The organism is Micromonospora gifhornensis, assembly GCF_016863515.1.
Classification (GTDB): domain Bacteria; phylum Actinomycetota; class Actinomycetes; order Mycobacteriales; family Micromonosporaceae; genus Micromonospora; species Micromonospora gifhornensis.
In genome coordinates, this window is the sequence record NZ_BOPA01000067.1 from 1 (window position 1) to 18510 (window position 18510).

Below are 18510 nucleotides of genomic sequence, written 5' to 3' on the forward strand. Positions count from 1 at the left end.
CACGGCCCGGTCCCACCGGTCTGCGGTCACCTTGACGGCCACCTCCATGGAACTGCGTCCGGCCCAGGTGATCCGGGCGTCGACGTGGACCACATCGCCGACCCGTACCGCGCGGAGAAAGGCCGTCTCGTCGATGGCGGCGGTGACCGCCGGCCCGTCGGAATGCCGGGCGGCAACCACCCCGGCTACGGAGTCGATGATGTTGAGGATCCGGCCTCCGTGAACTGTGCCCATCAGGTTGGTGTGGTGCTGGTCCATGATCTGCGACAGGGTCAGCTGCGATGCCGATGATGGCCGACCGGCGAGCGTAGTGGTGTCGTGCATTGCGTGGTCCGTCCTCGGGAAGCACACCGCCTACTCGGCTGGGTGCACGTCGAGGACACGCCGGACCGTGGCGTGTCACCCGCTCGACCCACCCGCGAGGTCGACGGCAGCGCACACACGTCGTGTACGCGGCGCGGGCAGGTCTTCGGACTCGCGGGCGTGACCGGGCAGTACCGGTCTCCTACTGGCCATCGCTTCCCAGGCAGGTGCGCCCAGTGCTGTTGACGGCGGTCGTTCCCACTCACCGCTGCGGGGCAGTCCCGGACTCTCACCGGGTTCCCTCTTACGACGCCCGTCCTGTCGAGGTCGGGCGAACCAGCGCCGCGACCATCGTACTCAGTCCACCAGGCGGTGCTGGCGTGTCAGGTGTCGTTGGTGACCGCCGTCTCGTTGTCCTGATGGTTGGTGGGGCCGACGATGACGAACACCCCGGTATCTGTGGTCTCGGCGATCTGCCGTTGCGCGTGGGTGATGGGCCCGGCCGCCAGGGCCGCGTTCGCCGCCCCGAAGGTCAGCGGTGGCTGCTGTCTGAGTTCACCGCTGCGCTTCGCCGCCCCACCCGCCGCCGTCGCGGCATTCCTGGCCGACGCCGTCGGCTGGCGTTGGGCATTCTGGCTGCTGGCTCCCGGCCCGATGCTCGGGACGCTGGCCGTGCGAGCTTTCGCTCGGCGACCGGTGCCGGCCTGAGCACGCAACGCTCAACCGGTGTGGCGTGTCCGATCCAGCTGCCAGCGCACTTGAAATGTCAGCGCCGCAGCCATCAGCACCGCCGGGACCACGGTGAAGCCGATCAACAGGGCGGTGTGGGCGGACTCCGGCTGCGTCACGGTCTGCCCCTCGGTGGTGGAGATGAAGCCGCCCAGGGCGAGCACGGCCGAATACACGTACGGGCCGATTGCGGTGCCGGTGGCTTCGGTGGCAGTCCAGACACCGGTGTAGGCGCCAGCCCGGACGGTACCGCGCTGCTCGGCGGCCGCGACCGCATCCGGGACCATCGAGAACGCGAACAGCTGCAGCCCGGCGAACGCGATGCCCAGGACGCCGACCACCGCGACAGCCGGCCCGGTGCCGTAGCCGAGCAGCGGCGCCAGCGAACCGGCCACGAAGACCGCCTGGCAGATCAGCAGGCCGCGCTGCTTGCCGATGCGCCGGGACACCTGCATCCACACCGGACCGGCGACGACCGCTGGACCGAGGAACGCCCCCATGAACACGGCGGTCAGCCCAGAGTTGTCGAAGACGTACCTGGTGTAGAACGGCAGCGCTGCGAGGAACAGGTGGGTAGTGGTGCCGGTGAACAGGTAGGACAACACCAGCGCGCGGAAGTCGGGGTCCCGCCAGGCGACCGCGATGTCACCGATGGTCGAGTGGGCGGCCTGCTGGTCGGGCATCCGGAAACCGGCGTGGGCAGTGAGACGCCGTACCCCGGTCAGTGCGACCAGCCCGGAGATCACCATGACGCCGGAGAGCAGCAGGGCCATCCAGCCGTAGTCGCCGCGCCGTCCCGACGCCACCAGCGCCGGTGCGGCCACACCGGCACCAAGCAACCCGAGGGTGAGGAAGAGCATCCGGAACATGAACACCCGGGTGCGCTCGTGGTACCCGACTCGAAGATCGGACGGGGTGGTCAGGTAGGGCACCTGGAAACACGCGAAGAGCAGGTTGCCGGCGATGAACCAGCCGCCCACCCAGAGCGCCGCCGATGCGCCGGAGAAACCGGCGGGCACCGAGAACATCGCCACCATGGCCACCGGAAGCAGCAGACCGACCCGCAGCATGCCGAGGCGGTGTCCGCTGCTGCGCGCTTCCCGATCGGATCGGCTGCCCAGCATCGGATGCACGATGATGTCGATGATCTTCGGCAGCAGCAGGGTGAGACCGGCCAGGAACGGCGAGACACCGAGCGTATTGGTGAGGAAATAGAGCAACAGCAGGCCGGGAACGGTCACCCAGACGCCCATCCCGACCGAACCAGTGGCGTACGCGGTCAGGTCACCTGCCCTGGTCCGCACCTCGCCCGCCGCCCCGCGCAGCGCCGTCATCGGGTCGCCTCGTGGCGTGCGACCACACCCGCGGCCAGCTCGGCGCCCTGGAACGCGCCGGAGCGGACCCGGCCGGCGAGGGTGCGCGCCACGATCCGATCGGTCAGCGCGGGCAGGTGACGGGCCAGGAAGAACTCGACCGCGCCCCGCCGGGTGGTGGGTAGATCACGGCGAGGACGGCGACTGAGCGCGGCGCGCAGCACGGTGCGGACCACCCCGTCCAGCGGCTCGTACTGGCTCATGCCCTCCAGCGAGAGCCCGGCCGCTGCCGTCGAGTCGTGGATCGGGCTTCGTACCGCCGACGGGTACACGCAGGTGACGCCGACATGGGTGCCGAGCTCCAGACGCAGCGCGTCCGCGTACGCGACCAGGGCGCGTTTGGAGGCACCGTACGCAGCGGCCAGCGGCAACTGCATGACGGCCATCCGCGAGCTGAGCATGACTATCCGGCCACCAGAGGCGACCAGCGCGTCCACACATGCGGCGGTGACCCGCCAGGTGCCCAGCAGGTTGATGTCGAGCTGGCGGCGTACTTCCGCGCCCGGCGCCAGTTCGGCCGGGGCGGGCCCACCGATTCCGGCGTTGTTGATCAGCAGGTCGAGCCCACCGAGGTGGTCAATTGCTTCGCGTACCGCCGCCGGCACCGCGTCGTCGTCGGTGATGTCGCAGGCCAGGACCCGGACCGGGTCATCGGCACGGGGTGCCAGGTCCAACCCGACGACCTCGGCTCCGAGTTCGTCCAGGCGGGCACAGATGGCCCGGCCGAACGTGCCGGAGGCACCGGTGACGAGGACACGCAATCCGCGGGGGTCTCGGGCGCTCAAACCACACTCTCCTGGGCGGTGAAGGTGCGTCCGCCCCGGGCGAGGCGATTGCGGCCAGCCGCGATCTCCCGGGGCAGGTCGGCGACGTACCTGTCGAAATCGATACGCATGTGCGGCCGCGCGTTCGTGCCCCACCGCTCGATCGCGGCGCGCAAGGCTCGCTGCACGGCGTGCTGCTGTTCGTCGATGCTGGGCAGGGCATAGTCGCCGGAGAGATACGCGGCGACCAGTTTGGCCTGGACCTCCACGACCGGCAGAGCGGCACCGGTGGACTGCATCAGGCCGACGAATGCCAGGCTGGGGTCGTCGAGATGGAAGACCCGCTGGTACAGCGGCAGCTGCTGGGGGTCGGGGCCCAGCCATTGAGGGGACAGGAACGGGATACTCACCCGGTACCCGGTGGCCCAGACGATCACGTCGACCGGGTCGGCGCTGCCGTCGGTGAACATCACCCGTTCCCCGTCCAGCCGTTCGATGCCGGGACGCGGGGTCACCTCACCGTGGGTGAGCCGGTGCAGGATCGTGTCGCTGATCGTCGGATGGTTCTGGAACAGGCCACCGGCCGGGGCGGGTAAGCCGTACCTCTGCGGGGTCCCGACGGCGAGCCGCAACAGGGTCTCGGCGATACGCTGCCGCAGCCGCCACGGCAGGGCGGCGAGGGCGCCACCGGTCGCGTCGGCCGGGCGGCCGAACAGGTACTTGGGGACGATGTGGACGCCGCGCCGGGCGGAGAGCAGGACCGGCCCTCGAGCGACGTGCGAGGCGTCCACCGCGATGTCCATGGCCGAGTTGCCCATGCCGACGATCAGCACCCGCCGATCCCGGAAGACGTCCGGCGTGCGGTAGTCGTGGGCGTGCATCTGGGTGCCGTGGAACGTCCCCGGATAAGCCGGATCCGGGTAGCGCGGATCCCAGTTGTGGCCGTTCGCGACCACCACGGCGTCGTACCGCTCGGTGTCACCGGACTCGGTCGTCACCGCCCAGAGCCGGTCACGCTCGACGCGGGTGACCGTGCTCCCGAACCGGATGTGCGGAATGAGACCGAACGACTGCGCATAGTCGGCCAGGTAACTGGCGACGCGACTGGCCGACGGATAGTCGGGCCAGTCCGCGGGCATCGGAAAATCCGCGAACTCGGTGCGGCGTTTGCTGGTGTTCAAGTGCAGGGAGGCGTACGCCGGGGACAGGCCGCTGCTGTTGTCCCTGACCCACAGGCCACCGGGCCGGTCACCCTTCTCGTACGCCACCACCGCACAACCGGCGTCGAGCAGCGCCTTCACCGTGGCGAGACCGGCTGCTCCCGCACCGATCACCGCCACCCGACTCGAAACGGCCACGGTGCTCCTCGACGGTTGTAGCTTCCGCCAAACCGTAGAGCCTGGCACAGGGCGAATACATGGCGTGGGGCACGCAGTTTCGGGTTCTTGTTGTAGCGCACCACAACGGCGGGGAGCATGACAGGATGACGCATCCGGACGGCTGGACGACAGTGGTGGACCTGATCGAACGCGTCGTGGGCGATGACGAACTGCTGCCGTCGGTGGTCGCCGGAGTCCGTACCACCGTGCGGGAGGTCTCCGCACTGCCCACCTCCGACATCGCCGGACACACCCGCGCTCTGCTGGTGGCCGCAACCCGCGCCTTGGCCGCACGGCGCGGCCCCACCGAAGCTGAGCTGTCGTTCGTCGCGGACCTCGGTGTCACCCGCGCCCGGCAGGGCGTGCCGATCGAATCGGTGCTGGGCGCGATCCACTTCGCCGAGCGCGCGATCTGGGCCCGGGCCCGGGAACTCGCCCGGGACCAAGGCGTCAGCGCCGAGCAACTGTTGGACGTCCGGGACCTTTACGACGACTGGGCCGAGGCCGTCCGGGCCCGGCTGATCAGCGCGCATCGGGCTACCGGAGCCAGCACGGATCCGTTTCCCGGGCGCCGGGACACGGCACTGCTGCGGCGGCTGCTCCAGGGTGGTTCGGCGGCCACGCTGGCAGCCGCCGAGGCCGGCCTTCCGGTCACCGACGGGCTGTGGGTGCTCGTCGCCCGGCCCGGGGAGACCGCCGCCGGCATCGAACGAGCCGTACGCGAGCACCCGCCGGTGCTGTGCGCAACCGTGGACGACCTGATGGTCGGAGTTCTGTCCCGGGCTCCGTCCACCCGCCTGGAGGGGATCGGGGCTGTGGCAGGGCTCGCCGGTCCGGCCGAACCGGAGAAACTCGCGCCGGTGCGGCGGCTCGCCACCGCGGCCCTGACCGCCGCCGAGTCCACCGGCCGCACCGGACTGGTTCACATTGCCGATGTGGCCTGGCTGGCGGCGTTGACCGAGCGGGCAGACCTGGCAACGGTGCTGCTCGACAGGTACGCGCCCGCTTGGGCGGCACTCGGACCGACTGCCGAATCGGTGGCGCACGCCGTGCTCGCCTGGCTGGAGAGCGACCGCGATGTCGACCTCGCCGGGGCGAGACTTTTCGTGCACCCCAACACGGTTCGCAATCGGGTCCGGCGCTTCGCCGCCGTCACCGGCATCGACCCGGCGGGCACCTTCGGTGCCATGACCGCCTGGTGGCTCTGCCGAACCTGGCTGCGCGACGCGACCTGATCTCGCACCGTACGACGTGTTGTCCAAGCGGTGTTTCCGCTGTGAATCCGCAGGTTGCCAACACAGGATCACCACCCTCCCGCCAGACGGGAAGATCGGAGCCGCGAGGCCGCTTTGACGTCGTCGGTACGCTCTCGACGGTTCCGCGGCCGCGCTCCGCGGCGGCTTGAAGGTCCTCCCGCTCCTGTGCGGACCACGCGGGCCGCAACACCCCGCGGCCGAAACGCAGCTCGCAGACCCGCCGCCCCACCACCGGCTGCCGGCACCCGTGGACGGACCCCGGCCGATCGCGGCGGATCGACCGAGGCCCGTCGGAGGCGTGCCGGATCAGGCGTGCCGGATCAGGCGTGCCGGATCAGGCGAGGTCGAACCGGTCCAGCTCCATGACCTTGGGGGGCCGGTCGACGGTGCGCCTGTGACGAGGGGTCACTTCTTCTTCGCGGGGTAGGCGGCGTCCACCTCCACCTCGACCAGCCAGCCGTTGACCGGCAGGTTCTCGATCTCGATCGCGAACCGCGACGGCCGGGCGGGGTTGACCACCATCGGCGGGGTCGGGGCGGCCGACCCGAGCGGCACGAGCACCGGCTTGCCGGTCGACAGGCTGGTGTTGGCGAAGAACTGGCGGTACGCCCGGTTCCAGCCGTTGAAGTCCATCCGCTCCTGGCCGTCGGGATTCTGGAGGAACACCCGCATGCTGATGACGTCCTGGTAGGTCAGGCCCGCGCGGGCGAGATTCTCCCCGATCCGGCGCAGCACGTTGATGCCCTGCGCCTCGGTGATGGTCACGCCGGGCGGCAGCACACCGCCGGGGAACACCTCGGTGTCGATGTAACGCGCCTCCGACCCGGCCGGTGCGGCCGGGTTGAGGGCGGCCGGGCCGAGCCCGCTGGACTTGTAGAGCGCGGTGTTCTTGCCGATGGCCACGCCGTCGGCGATCGAGGGGTTGTCCTGTCCGGCAGGGAGCAGGGTGACGGTGGTACCGGGCCGGGGCGGGAACAGCCCGCCGGCGACGGCGCTGGCGGGGATGGCGAGAAGGACTACGGCGGCGGAGGCGAGGATGGCGCTTCGGCGCACGGTGGGGACCTTTCTGCCGGGGCGACCGGGGGTGGCGGGCGTGCTCATGCGGCCGTGACGCGGGCGTGCAGGGACTCGACGGCGACACGGGCGGAGACCATCGCGCCGTGCTGCCAGGCGATGGCGTGGCTGAGGTGGTCGCCGGCGAAGTAGACGTTGCCGGCCGGCTCCAGGAGACTGCGGTACGCGGCACCGGTCTGCCCACCGATGGCACCGGGCCAGCTGACCCACGCCCCTTCGGAGAACCGCGTGGAGGCCCAGTCCCGGGAGTAGGAGGCGGTGATTCCCTCGCCGTACACGTCACCGAATATCTTCTTGCCCTGCCGTACCGCCTCGGCCAGTCGCTCCGCCGGAGACAGGTTGCCGTAGAAGTTCGCGTTCCCGCCGGTGTTGTAGTAGCCGATCATGGTGCCCCGCTCGCCGTTGTAGCCGTACGACGGGTGCCACATGTTCCCGAGGTTGGTGTTGGCGTTCGTGATGCCGCCGTAGATGCGGAAGTCCTCTTCCCACCACCGGCGGTCGTACTCGATGCCGATCTTGCCGGCATTGGTGACGCTCACCGACCCGAGGGCAGTGACGACCGCCGTGGGCAGGTTGGAACTGATCTTCGCGGCGATGTGCGGCGGAATCGTGTTGATCGCGAAGTCGGCGACCGCCTTCTTCGGACCCTTCGGCGTGGTGTACACGACCTCAACGCCCGAGGTCGTGTTGCGGTACTCGACGATCTCGGCGTTGTAACGCATCCGGCGGGCACCGATCGCCGAGGCGAAGGCGTAGGCGATCTTGTCCATCCCGCCGACCGGCTGGTACATCATCATCGCCTGGTCGAAGCCCATCTCGAACGAGAAGTAGTTACCCACGGTCGAGGCGAGAAGGTCGGACATCGCGTACGGCGGGATGGTGGTGCCCGACTCCAGGCCGGCGCCCGGCTGCGTGGCGTAGCCGCGCCGCCCGCCGCCGGTGTACCGGAAGCTGGCCGCCGGGTCGCCGGCGACCCGGTTCCCGATGGCACCGAAGCTGCGTAGGTAGGCCAGGAGGCGCTCCTTGTCCTCGGCGGTGAGGTACTGGTCGAGCGAGCCCTGGTCGGTCGCCTTCGCGAGCAGCTCGGCCGTGTACCCGTAGGCGTCCGCCTTGGCGGCCCGGTGCCGGACCGGGACGCCGTTGAGGGCACCCGGCACGTTCTCGCGGTAGAGGAAGGCGTCGGCGTTCTGGTTGGTGAAGACCTCGATTGGGACGCCGAGTTCCCGGCAGTAGTCGATAGTCACGTGCATCTGCGGGATGCGGCCGGGGCCGGCGTTCATGTACTGGCCCTTGGAGAAGGTCGCCCGCTGGGTCTGTCCCTTGAGGTCGGTGATGGTGTCGCCGCCCCGGACGGTCCGGTTACGGCCGCCGGGCCGGCCGCGCCCCTCCAGGACGGTGACCTCGTACCCGCCCTTGAGTAGTTCGTAGGCCGCGGTGAGGCCGGCGATGCCACCGCCCATCACGATGACCGTCTTGCGGCCGTGCCGGCCGAGGTCGCTCTTCTTCGGTGGTGTGAACGGTGGTGTCTCCGCGGCGTGGGCGCTGGTCAAACCGAGCGCGCCCATGCTGTGCAGCATGACGCCGGCACCACCGGCGATACCGACGCGACGGAGAAAATCCCTGCGGGTCTGGCTCATCAGGCCTCCGGGTGTGGGGTTGATCGACGACGCTAGAAGGCCTTCGTTAAGCCCGCGGATCGTCCCGAGGTCGGCCGTGTCACGTACCCGCCGGTAAATCGCCCTTCCGGTCAAGGAGCCAGGGTCCATCGGGACATGCCGGCTGTCCCGCGTCGGCCGCCGCTTGGCTCGGCACGTGTCGATTGTGACGACCGAAGGATCAGACGGCTGGCGCGGTCCGGACGTGGGGTCGCGCTGGCTCGGTCCTCGCCGTTTGCGACCACCGACCGGCTACGACTCCACATCGCACAAGTCAGCGGCAAACCCGGACCTGTGCCCGCCAGCGCCATCCGGACATGCCGCGACCTGTGCGGCTGAGTTACGAACTCCGCCTGCTCCTCGGCGCATCTGACGACGACAACGTCGACCGAACCCTACGGTCCCTGTGGCGTGCCCGTACCCAACGGCCTCGCCAGCTTCAGACAGGCCCAGACCGAGTTCCTGTCCACCGCTCGTTGACCGCCAGTCCAGCCGGCTGCTGTTGGTACCCGACATCACCGACAGCGGCCGCGCTGGTCAGCGTCCATCGACGGTCCGATGATGACGGGCAGCTCGATGGTCGCGGCGTTCGATGGCCTCCAGCCCTGATGGATGGTGGCGGGCAGCGACGTTGTCGACCGACGCGCGGCTGACCTGCTCAACCCGTCGGTGGCCATCGCTCGTCACTCACACCTGTCGGCCTGCTCGGCTGTACCGATGGCTGCACAACCCAAACCGAGGTCGTACCGCATCGGCACGGTGTCGCCCAGACGCGTCCAGTTGCTGCCGTCGTACGAGTACGCGAACGACGCCGTATCGGCGGCATCCCGGAAGTCGACGTCCGCGCGCAGGTAGACGACGTCCGCGCGCAGCGGCACCGGTGCGCTGGTGAAGGCGATGACGCCGTCGCCGCCTGCCCGGCGCATCACCAGGCTCCTGGTTCCGCCCTCCATCGTCACGGCGATGTATCCGTACGTGCGCTGGTAGGCGGAGATGCCTGCGACGTCCCCGTCCTGCATGTGCGAGACGTCCAGCGAGATGGTGCCGGAGCTCGTGGGTCCGAGCGTGCGTTGGGTGAGCGTGTTGCGCGCATCGAGGATGCTCGACGCGACGCTGCCCGTGGTCAGCCGCAGGTGTCCGGGCCGCTCGGTGAGCGACCAGAACCGGTTGTCCGGGTTGTGGTTTCACTGCCACTGCAGCCTCAGGTTCGACCCGTTCCATGCGTTCTCGGCCGACTCTGTCAGAAAATCCGCGTTGGTGGTGTTCCAGTTGCCGCGCGCTCACGGAGGTTGTCGAAGTCGTCCGAGGCAACGACGGCGGCCCCGTCGCCGGCCGTCCGTGCGCCGCCGCAGGCGCTTGCGGATTGAGAGTGAAAACCGGCCACCCGTCGTCGTCCCAGGTCACGCCAACGAGCTGAGGCGAACGACCCAGCGGGCCCTCGTCCTGGAACAGTATGGCGTACCACTGCCCGTCGTACGTCTGGACGATTCCGCCCTGGGCCACGCCGGTTCCGGGCCGGCCCCCGACCGTCACGCCCTGGCTCAGCACGACCCGGCCCTCCCACGCGCCGCCCGCCGACTGCGGCGTGAGGGACGGCGACCGCCACAGCACCTCCTGGCGGACGCCACCCGACGGCCACTCGATCATGAAGACGTAGTGGTAGTCCCCGATCTTGTACGCGTGAGCGCCCTCGGCGTGCAGACCGCTGGTCTGGTCGACGTTGGCGTCCTCGACGAGCCGCGTCGCCGGGCCGTCCCACCCGAGGGTCCCGTCGTCGTGCCGCCGCAGCCTGCGTAGGTCGATCGACCCGCCACCGTAGACAAGCCAGACGTCGTCGCCGTCGAACAGCAGCGACTGATCGTGGGCGTACCCGTCGAGCACCGACCTGCTGCGCGGCCCGCGCTCGATGTTGGGAGTCGAGTAGACGTACGTCTGCTGCGTGGTGAGGCTGCCGACCGACACGTAGTAGGTCCCGTCATGGAACCTGATGCTCGCTGCCCAGCTGCCCTGGCCGTACGCGTCTTGGCCGTTGCGCAGCGCCAGCGCGTCCGCGTCGTCGAGGATCGCCGCAGCGTACCCGGCGATGGACCAGTGCACCAGGTTGCTCGAGCGCATGATCGGCACGCTCGGCGCGAAGTACATCGTCGTGCTGACCATGTAGTAGTACCGGCCGTCGAAGACGACGTCCGGGTCGGGCACGTCCGCGAAGATGACAGGGTTGGTGAAGTCTGCCCCGCCCCGCCGTCGCGGATGTTCACGTTTGGTCGGTCCATCAGCGCAGCTCGAGCGCCACGGTGACGTAGGAGTGGGCGGGCAGGTCGACCTCGAGCCCCCGGGGATGGGGGCCCACGCCGGCATGGTCGGTGGGGGCGACGGCGTCGAGCTGCTCGGGGCTGTTGTGCGCGTCGAGCGCGGTGGCGGTCAGCACCCGCGCGGTGTGCCCGACGACGTCGCGGCCGCGCAGGTCCAGGACGAGGGTGCGGTCCGTCTCGGCGTCGAGGTTGGACAGCGAGACCAGGGCGGTGTCGCCCTTGACCGACGCGGACGCCGAGACCAGCGGCAGCTCGGTCGCGTCGACGGCGCGAGTCTCGACGTCGCGCAGGTGAACCGCGAGGGCGGCGGCATCGTGGTGGCCGGTGTTCATAGCGAAGACGTGGTACGTCGGGGTTAGCACGAGCGCCCCCGTGTCGGGGTCGGTGAGGATCATGGCCTGCAGCACGTTGACGGTCTGGGCGATGTTCGCCATGACCACCCGCTCGGCGTGCCGGTGGAACGCGTCGAGGTGCACGGAGGCGACCAGGGCGTCGCGCAGCGTGTTCTGCTGGTACAGGAACCCGGGGTTGGTGCCCTTCTCCACGTTCCACCACGTGCCCCACTCGTCCACGACCAGGCCGACCTTGCGGTGCGGGTCGTAGCGGTCCATGACCGTGGAGTGCCGGGTGAGCAGCTCCTCCATGCGCCGGGCGCGGGCCATGGTCACGTACCACTCGTCGGTGCTGAACCCGGTGGCGTCGCCCTTGTCCGACCACGACCCGGCCATCGTGTAATAGTGCAGCGACACGGCCTGGAACGGGCCCGCCGACCCGGCCGGGTCCGCCGCCAGGTCGTCGAACGAGCGCATGAGCGTCTCGGTCCAGTGCAGGTCGGCCTCGTTCGCGCCCGCCGCGATCCGGTACAGCAGGTTGCCGCCGTGGTTGCGGCAGTAGGTGGCGTACTGCCGGGCCAGAGACGCGAACTGCTCGGCGCGCAGGTTGCCGCCGCAGCCCCACGCCTCGTTGCCCAGGCCCCAGAACGGCACCCGCCACGGCTTCTCGCGCCCGTTCGCCCGCCGCAGCGCCGCCATCGGTGAGTCGTCCGCCCGGGTCAGGTACTCCACCCAGTCCGACATCTCCGCCACCGACCCGGACCCCACGTTCCCCGACACGTACGGGTCGGCACCGAGCAGCTCGCACAGGTCCATGAACTCGTGCGTGCCGAACGCGTTGTCCTCCACCACGTCGCCCCAGTGCGAGTTGACCATCCGCGGGCGGCTCTCGCGCGGGCCGATGCCGTCACGCCAGTGGTAGTCGTCGGCGAAGCAGCCGCCCGGCCAACGCAGGTTCGGGATCGAGATCGCCCGCAACGCCTCGACCACGTCCGAGCGGATGCCCCGCACGTTCGCGACCGGCGAGTCCTCACCCACCCAGAACCCGCCGTAGATGCACCGCCCCAGGTGCTCGGCGAAGTGCCCGTACACGTGCCGGCTGATCGTGGCGCCGGGCAGGTCGAGGTCGATCACTGCGGTCGTGGTCGTCGTCATTGTCTCCCCATCAGTTGCGTGTTCCGTCATTGCATGCCTCAGCGAGGAGCTCGCGGAAGCCAGACCCGCATCGGGCCGGGGGCGCGGTTGCCCCAGGTCGAGAACGGGATCGCTGTCACCGTGTGCTCGTCGACGAGCTCGGTGGCGGTGTCGGGGTCGTAGAGGCCGGTGCCGCGTCCCGGTGATCGGGGATGCGGGGACAGGCGCGCAAGGCGGACATGCGCCCATAGGTGCTCGACATGGTTTCCTTCGACCGAAACGGGCTGAACGGCGCGGGTGGTTGCACGGCCCTAAGCCCCACCGCGGGTGGAGCCACGTACCACGAGACGGACGGGCGCGACGACGTGCTCGGCCGGGCCGGTCCAGCCCGCCATCTGCCGGTGCAGCAGACCCACCGCGGTCTCAGCGACACCTTCATGGTTCGCGTCGACAGAGGTGAGGCCGGGCGGGACGAAGCGTGACATGTCGAGGTTGTCGAACCCGGCGAGCTGGACGTCGGTGGGCACCCGGAGCCCGCTCTCTGCCAGGGCCGCGACCGCGCCGAGCGCGACGACGTCGGTGACGGCGAAGACGCCGTCGAAGGGCAGACCGGACGCGATCACATCGAGCAGGGCATCACGTCCGGCCGCCGACGTGAACGTGGAGATGGGCACCACATAGCGTGCGTCGACATCGAGGCCGGCATCGCGATGTGCGCGCTCCCAGCCAATGCGGCGGTCCGACGTCATCATGTGCGCGGTGTCGAACGTGCAGCCCAACCCAACGATGCGCCGCGAGCCGTGCTCGATCATGTGCGCCGTCGCGAGGCGGGCGCCCTCTTCGTTCGCCAGCCGCACGTGGTTGAAACGGTCGGGCACGTCACGCTCGCCGAGCAGCACGATGGGCTTGGCGGTACGCACGCGGTCCAGCTGGTCGCGGTCGAGTCCGACGACGGACAGCAGGACGCCGTCGTAGAGCTGGAGTCGCGCGACGCTCAGCGCCGCCATCTCATGCTCGGGGCAGCCGCTCGTCCGCTCAAGGACGAGGTGCCGCCCCTCGGCCTCGATCAGCGGCGCGATCTTGTCGGAGACCTCACCGAAGTAGTCGTGGAAGCTCGGCACGATGAAGGCGACGGTGTCGGTCCGTCCCGCGCGCAGGTGGCGCGCGGTCAGGTTGACCTCGTACCCCAGCGCCTCGACGGCGGCCATGACACGGGCGCGCGTCGGTTCGTTGACCGGGAGGCGCTCATTGACGACGTTCGACACGGTCATGACCGAGACGCCCGCCTCACGGGCGACGTCCGCCATCCTTACCACATATCCTCCTTATCGCGGCATTCTGCCAGCTCAGCAACGTCGTCTGGCGAGAAGCCCGCCACCCATCCACCCGCCGGGGCGGGCCTTGACGTAACACGATCGACTCTTTACTTTAACGCTAAAATCCGCTCGGAATGAGGACGCCAAGCCCCAACTCGCGTCGATATGCCCACAAATTCCAGTCAAGGACGACCGGAACTGTTCTCAAGGGAGAGCCCTCGGTGCGTACCACAAGAACGAAGTTGTCAATTGTTGTCCTGGCTGCAGCCGTGTTAGTAGGACTTGTCGGATGTACCTCTGCCGACAACCCCGAAGACGACTCGGGAACGCTGACTCCCAGTGACCCCACGACGTTCACGGTCTGGATCACGTCGAGCCAGCAGGCCCCGGCACCCAACAACAAGATCACCAAGCTGCTCAAGGACAAGCTCGGTGTCACCCTCAAGTACGAGATCGTCACGCCGGACAACGAGGACCAGAAGATCGGTGTCATGCTCGCCGGCGGTGAGTTCCCCGACCTCATCGGCACCGGCGACCTGAAGCAGCGTCTCCTGCAGGGCGGCGCTCTGCGGCGCCTGGACGACATGCTGGCCAAGGGGGACTACCCCAACCTCGCCGAGCACGTCAAGGACGACATCAAGAAGATGAGCTACTCGGGCGACGAGGTGGACAAGGGCCTGTACATCCTCCCGAACTACAACCGCTTCTACGGCGACATCACGGGCGGCGTCTACTACGGTCCCGCGTTCTGGATCCAGAAGCGTGTGCTCGCGGACGCCGGCTACCCGGACCTCAGCAACATGACGCTCGACCGCTACTTCCAGCTCATCTCGAACTACAAGGCGAAGCACCCCCAGACCGCCGGCGCCCCGACCGTCGGCTTCGAAATTCTGGCGTCCACGGGCCGTGAGTGGGGCATGACTAACCCGCCGGCGCAGCTGGCAGGCTCCCCGAACAACGGTGGCGTCATCGTCGACAGCAACAACAACGCGTCGATCTTCGCCGACAAGGACATCGCGAAGAACTTCTACAAGGTCCTCAACCAGCAGTACAACTCGGGTGTCGTCGACCCCGAGTCCTTCACCCTGACGTTCGACCAGTACACCGCGAAGCTGGCCACCGGCACCGTCCTCGGCATGCACGACCAGGGCTGGAACTTCCAGACCGCCACCCAGTCGCTGCAGAGCGCCGGCAAGGACGAGTACACCTACGTGCCCCTCATGCCCGTCTACGACGGGGTGGAGCCCTGGTACGCCGACCGCCCCGTCATGAACACCAACCAGGGGTTCGGCATCTCGGTCTCCAGCAAGCAGCCGAAGAAGGCACTGAAGTTCCTCGACATCATGCTCAGCGAAGAGTGGCAGAAGACGCTCTCCTGGGGCATCGCTGGCGAGGACTACCAGGTCGGCGCCGACGGCGTCTTCTCCCGCACGGACGAGCAGCGGAAGAACTACAAGGACCTCACCTGGCGTGCCTCCAACCGTCTCGATGCGCTGCTCGACATGCTGCCCAAGCGCAACGGCAAGTTCTCCGACGGCAACGCCTACAGCCCCGACGACCAGCCCGCCGAGTTCTACGCGACGCTGAGCGACTACGACAAGGACTTCATGGCGAAGTACGGCAAGAAGACCTGGCTTGACTTCGTGAACAGGGCGCCGGACAACCCCAAGTACTACCCGGCGTGGAACCTCACGCTCTCCGACGACGCCAACCAGGTCAACCAGCAGCTGACCGACACCAGCGTGCAGAAGCTGCCGGGGATCATCGCCGGCCCGCCCGCCGACTTCGACAAGAACTGGCAGGCCTACGTCGACTCCATCGGCAAGATCGACGTCAAGGTGTACGAGGACGCAGTCACCGCTGGCATCAAGGACCGTCTGGCCAACTGGTAACAGTCTGCGAGCAGTCGTGGTGGGGGGCGTGCGCCCCCCACCACGACGCGTTCTCGATTACCACCCACTGCTCCTGACGACGAGGTTGGACAGATGACGGACGCCCCGGTCAGCATCCCCGTGACCGCCACCGGGCTCGAACCGGCCCCGGAGCCCGCGAGCAGTTCGCGTGCCCAGAACCGCAAGGCCCGAAAGAATGCCGCGAAGGATCCCAAGCGCAAGATCACCTGGGACCTGGTCTGGGCGCAGCGAGCCCTGCTCGCGATGGCCGTCCCGCTGCTGCTGTACCAGATCCTGTTCAAGTACGTCCCGGTCTACGGCTGGGCGATCGCCTTCCAGGACTTCAAGCCGGCTCGCGGCAGCAGCCCCTGGCCGGGTCCCCGCAGCCTCTGGAACCAGCAGTGGGTGGGCCTCGAGAACTTCCACAACCTGTTCACCGGTGTCATGGGTGAGCGGTTCATCCGGGTCGTGATCAACACGATAGGACAGTCGCTCCTGACCCTGACCGTCGGTACCCTCGGGGCCATCGTCCTAGCGCTGCTGCTGAACGAAGTCAAGAACCTGCCGTTCAAGCGAGTCCTTCAGAACATCACCTACATGCCCCACTTCCTCAGCTGGGTGATCGTGGCGAGCATGGCATCGGTGGCGCTCTCGCTGCCCTCCTCCGGCGGGTTCATCAACCAGGGCCTCATGAGCCTGCACATCGTCGACCAACCGGTCCTGTTCCTGACCGAGCCGAACTACTTCTGGGGGATCGTCGCCGGGACGAACCTGTGGAAGGAACTGGGCTGGAACACGATCATCTACCTGGCCGCGATCACCGCGATCGACCCGAGCCTGTACGAGTCCGCCGAGGTCGACGGAGCAGGCCGCTTTCGCAAGATGTTCAGCATCACGCTCCCGAGCATCAGGCCCACGATCGTCGTGCTGCTCATCATCAACAGCGGCTGGATCCTGTCCACGAACTTCGAGCTGCCGTACTTCCTCGGCAACGGCCTGGTGTCCGACAGGTCCGAGACCATCGACGTCTTCGTGCTGCGCTATGGCTACGAGCTGGGCAACTACAGCCTCGCCATCGTCGCGGGCATCTTCAAGACCATCGTCGCCGTCATCCTGGTGGGCGCGGCGAACCAAGCGGCCAAGCGCCTCAACCAAGAGACGCTGGTCTAGGAGGACTTCATGTCAAGCACCACTGTCGCGAAGCCTCCGGCGCGGCGCGCATCACGGGGCGGGTCACGGCGTCGCAAGTGGACGACCGAGCGGATTGTCTTCACGACGCTCAACACGACCTTCCTGCTGGCCCTCGCGGCGGTCATGGTCTACCCGCTGCTGAACACGCTCGCCATCTCCCTGAACGACGGCATGGACGCCGTCCGTGGTGGGATCGGCATCTGGCCTCGGGACTTCTCGCTGCAGAACTACAACGTCGTGTTCAACATGCACACGATCTACCAGGCGTTCTTCATGAGCGTCCTGAAGACGGTCGTGGTGGTGGCGACAAACCTGTTCTTCACCTCGATGCTCGCCTACGCGCTCAGCCGCACAGAGTTCATCTTCCGCCGCCCGATCACCGTGATCTTCGTGCTGACGATGTACTTCGACGCCGGGCTGATCCCCAACTACCTGCTCATCAAGGACCTGGGCATGCTGAACACCTTCCAGGCCTACTGGGTGCCGACGATCATCAGCGCGTTCAACCTGATCATCCTGCGCACGTACATGAAGTCGATCCCTGAGGAGATCATCGAGTCGGCACGGATGGACGGTGCGGGCGAGTTCCGCACGTGGTGGCAGATCGTGATGCCGCTGTGCAAGCCCGCGCTGGCCGTGGTGGGTCTGTTCGTGGCGGTGGGCAGCTGGAACGCCTGGCTGGACACCCTGCTCTACGCCTCGGGCAATCCGGCGTTGACCACCTTGCAGTACGAGTTGCAGAAGCTGCTGTCGAGCTCGATGAACGCCGGCGTGAACTCCGTGGCCGCCACGGGAGCCGCGTCCTCTGGCGGGCAGGTCACCACACCGATCGCGCTGCGGTCGGCGATCACCATGGTGGCGGCCGTCCCCATCCTGTTCGTCTACCCGTTCCTGCAGAAGCACTTCGTGTCCGGTCTCATGATCGGCTCCGTGAAGGGCTGATCGCGTCGGCCTCCCGCCCACCGCAGGAGGCCGACCCCGTCCTCAGGACCCGCAACTGCGCACACTGAAAGGCCCCGACCATTCTCCGTTTCAACCCCGCGTCGCGACTGTGGCGCATCCTGGACTCACTCGGCTCCATCATCCTGATCAGCCTGTTCTGGCTCCTGAGCCTCGGCCTTGTCGTGACGGCGGGAGCGGGAACGGTGGTCGCCTACGAGGTGTGCCGCCGGTACGTCCTGGGCAAGGACGGTGGCGTCCGGGCCATCGCTGCGAAGGCCTTGCGGCAGAGCTGGAGGCAGGCGACCGTCGTCGGTCTGCTGGCCGTCCCGGTCGCGGCCCTCGGCATCCTCTCGCTCTCCTACCTGCCCACTCGCGGGCTGGCCGAGGTCTGGGTGCCGCTCATTGTCGTCGGACTTTTCCTCCTGCTCCTGGTCTTCTGGTGCCTCCCCCTCGTAGCCCGCTTCACCAACCCCACCTGGCGCCAGGTGCTCAACGGGCTCACGTTGGGGCTGACGACGCCCAGCCTGACGTTCCTGCTCGGGATCGCCGTGGTCCTCGGGGGCGTCACCATCTGGAACTTCATGCCCGCGGTGTTCGTGGTGCCCGGCCTGATCCTCCTGTGGTGGTGCTACCTGCTCGAGCGGTTCTTCGTCGCCAGGGGATACGTGCAAATGGAGCCGAAGGAGGCAGAGGCCTGACGCTCTCCAGCCGTGGACCTGAGTTGTCTCGTGAAGCGGCTCGCGGCGATCTTGTACACAGAACGGTGGGGGTGGACCAGCTTCGGTGGCCTGGGCACCGACGTATGGGAGGTGCGAGTGGGACGGCAGGTTCGCCGGTTCCGGCACACCCCTGAGAGGG

At 68.2% G+C, this 18510-nt stretch carries 15 protein-coding genes, 2 pseudogenes and 1 riboswitch; of the genes and pseudogenes, 5 read left to right on the top strand and 12 right to left on the bottom strand.

The features are described 5' to 3' along the window. The 5 genes from Vgi01_RS29185 to Vgi01_RS29205 all read right to left on the bottom strand — a co-directional run. The coding region (locus Vgi01_RS29185; RefSeq protein ID WP_204293207.1) for an acyl-CoA thioesterase at window positions 1-324 on the bottom strand (324 nt) is incomplete at its 3' end. A 119-nt stretch (window positions 325-443) separates the two neighbouring features. Beyond that, window positions 444-659: riboswitch (cobalamin riboswitch) on the bottom strand. A 27-nt stretch (window positions 660-686) separates the two neighbouring features. Further along, window positions 687-1019 (bottom strand): hypothetical protein, encoded by a 333-nt coding sequence (locus Vgi01_RS29190; protein ID WP_204293208.1) that lies wholly within the window; start codon window positions 1017-1019, stop codon window positions 687-689. A gap of 3 nt (window positions 1020-1022) precedes the next feature. Further along, entirely contained in the window at window positions 1023-2366 is a 1344-nt protein-coding gene (locus Vgi01_RS29195) for an MFS transporter (RefSeq protein WP_204293209.1), read from the bottom strand. Beyond that, window positions 2363-3190, bottom strand: coding sequence for an SDR family NAD(P)-dependent oxidoreductase (locus Vgi01_RS29200; RefSeq protein ID WP_239089232.1), 828 nt, complete (start codon window positions 3188-3190; stop codon window positions 2363-2365). Before Vgi01_RS29200 ends, Vgi01_RS29195 begins: the two co-directional genes overlap by 4 nt. Beyond that, window positions 3187-4527 (bottom strand): flavin-containing monooxygenase, encoded by a 1341-nt coding sequence (locus tag Vgi01_RS29205; RefSeq protein ID WP_102656188.1) that lies wholly within the window; start codon window positions 4525-4527, stop codon window positions 3187-3189. Before Vgi01_RS29205 ends, Vgi01_RS29200 begins: the two co-directional genes overlap by 4 nt. A 125-nt stretch (window positions 4528-4652) precedes the next feature. Between Vgi01_RS29205 and Vgi01_RS29210 the strand changes: the two genes are divergently transcribed. Continuing rightward, complete coding sequence (locus tag Vgi01_RS29210; RefSeq protein WP_204293210.1) at window positions 4653-5783, top strand: PucR family transcriptional regulator; 1131 nt, start codon at window positions 4653-4655, stop codon at window positions 5781-5783. A gap of 426 nt (window positions 5784-6209) precedes the next feature. On the opposite strand, the gene Vgi01_RS29215 is transcribed toward Vgi01_RS29210, so the two are convergent. From Vgi01_RS29215 to Vgi01_RS29240, 7 genes and pseudogenes are all read right to left on the bottom strand, one after another. After that, window positions 6210-6857, bottom strand: coding sequence for a Rid family hydrolase (locus Vgi01_RS29215; RefSeq protein ID WP_203224279.1), 648 nt, complete (start codon window positions 6855-6857; stop codon window positions 6210-6212). Window positions 6858-6901: 44 nt separating this feature from the next. Beyond that, window positions 6902-8515 carry a flavin monoamine oxidase family protein gene (locus tag Vgi01_RS29220; protein WP_204293211.1) on the bottom strand — a complete coding sequence of 538 codons (1614 nt, stop codon included), beginning with the start codon at window positions 8513-8515 and terminating at the stop codon, window positions 6902-6904. A gap of 701 nt (window positions 8516-9216) precedes the next feature. Then, window positions 9217-9705 (bottom strand): annotated as a pseudogene (locus Vgi01_RS29225) (beta-xylosidase family glycoside hydrolase); the annotation flags it as partial. Window positions 9706-9970: 265 nt separating this feature from the next. Next, window positions 9971-10891, bottom strand: a pseudogene (locus Vgi01_RS31550) (glycoside hydrolase 43 family protein); the annotation flags it as partial. Continuing rightward, window positions 10806-12332 (bottom strand): alpha-N-arabinofuranosidase, encoded by a 1527-nt coding sequence (locus Vgi01_RS31215; RefSeq protein WP_204293212.1) that lies wholly within the window; start codon window positions 12330-12332, stop codon window positions 10806-10808. The gene Vgi01_RS31215 and the pseudogene Vgi01_RS31550, both read right to left, overlap by 86 nt. Before the next feature lie 38 nt (window positions 12333-12370). Next, window positions 12371-12451, bottom strand: a complete 81-nt coding sequence (locus tag Vgi01_RS31665; protein WP_353505311.1) for a hypothetical protein — start codon at window positions 12449-12451, stop codon at window positions 12371-12373. A gap of 171 nt (window positions 12452-12622) precedes the next feature. Then, window positions 12623-13618 carry a LacI family DNA-binding transcriptional regulator gene (locus tag Vgi01_RS29240; RefSeq protein WP_203224272.1) on the bottom strand — a complete coding sequence of 332 codons (996 nt, stop codon included), beginning with the start codon at window positions 13616-13618 and terminating at the stop codon, window positions 12623-12625. A gap of 278 nt (window positions 13619-13896) precedes the next feature. Between Vgi01_RS29240 and Vgi01_RS29245 the strand changes: the two genes are divergently transcribed. From Vgi01_RS29245 to Vgi01_RS29260, 4 genes are all read left to right on the top strand, one after another. After that, window positions 13897-15519 carry a type 2 periplasmic-binding domain-containing protein gene (locus Vgi01_RS29245; protein WP_203224271.1) on the top strand — a complete coding sequence of 541 codons (1623 nt, stop codon included), beginning with the start codon at window positions 13897-13899 and terminating at the stop codon, window positions 15517-15519. A 93-nt stretch (window positions 15520-15612) separates the two neighbouring features. Then, a complete protein-coding gene (locus tag Vgi01_RS29250; RefSeq protein WP_204293213.1) occupies window positions 15613-16689 on the top strand; it encodes an ABC transporter permease in 1077 nt (358 codons plus the stop codon). A 9-nt stretch (window positions 16690-16698) separates the two neighbouring features. Continuing rightward, on the top strand, window positions 16699-17652 hold the full coding sequence (locus Vgi01_RS29255) for a carbohydrate ABC transporter permease (protein ID WP_203224269.1): 954 nt from the start codon (window positions 16699-16701) through the stop codon (window positions 17650-17652). 203 nt (window positions 17653-17855) lie between these two features. Continuing rightward, window positions 17856-18350, top strand: a complete 495-nt coding sequence (locus Vgi01_RS29260) for a YesL family protein (RefSeq protein WP_239089233.1) — start codon at window positions 17856-17858, stop codon at window positions 18348-18350. The last annotated feature ends 160 nt before the right edge of the window (window positions 18351-18510 follow it).

What these genes read in the sequence shown, in the direction of transcription:
- Vgi01_RS29210 (WP_204293210.1), top strand. Translation starts at nt 4,653, where the DNA reads ATGACGCATCCGGACGGCTGGACGACAGTGGTGGACCTGATCGAACGC.
- Vgi01_RS29255 (WP_203224269.1), top strand. Translation starts at nt 16,699, where the DNA reads ATGTCAAGCACCACTGTCGCGAAGCCTCCGGCGCGGCGCGCATCACGG.
- Vgi01_RS29195 (WP_204293209.1), bottom strand. Translation starts at nt 2,366, where the DNA reads ATGACGGCGCTGCGCGGGGCGGCGGGCGAGGTGCGGACCAGGGCAGGT.
- Vgi01_RS31215 (WP_204293212.1), bottom strand. Translation starts at nt 12,332, where the DNA reads ATGACGACGACCACGACCGCAGTGATCGACCTCGACCTGCCCGGCGCC.
- Vgi01_RS29250 (WP_204293213.1), top strand. Translation starts at nt 15,613, where the DNA reads ATGACGGACGCCCCGGTCAGCATCCCCGTGACCGCCACCGGGCTCGAA.
- Vgi01_RS29220 (WP_204293211.1), bottom strand. Translation starts at nt 8,515, where the DNA reads ATGAGCCAGACCCGCAGGGATTTTCTCCGTCGCGTCGGTATCGCCGGT.
- Vgi01_RS29240 (WP_203224272.1), bottom strand. Translation starts at nt 13,618, where the DNA reads ATGGCGGACGTCGCCCGTGAGGCGGGCGTCTCGGTCATGACCGTGTCG.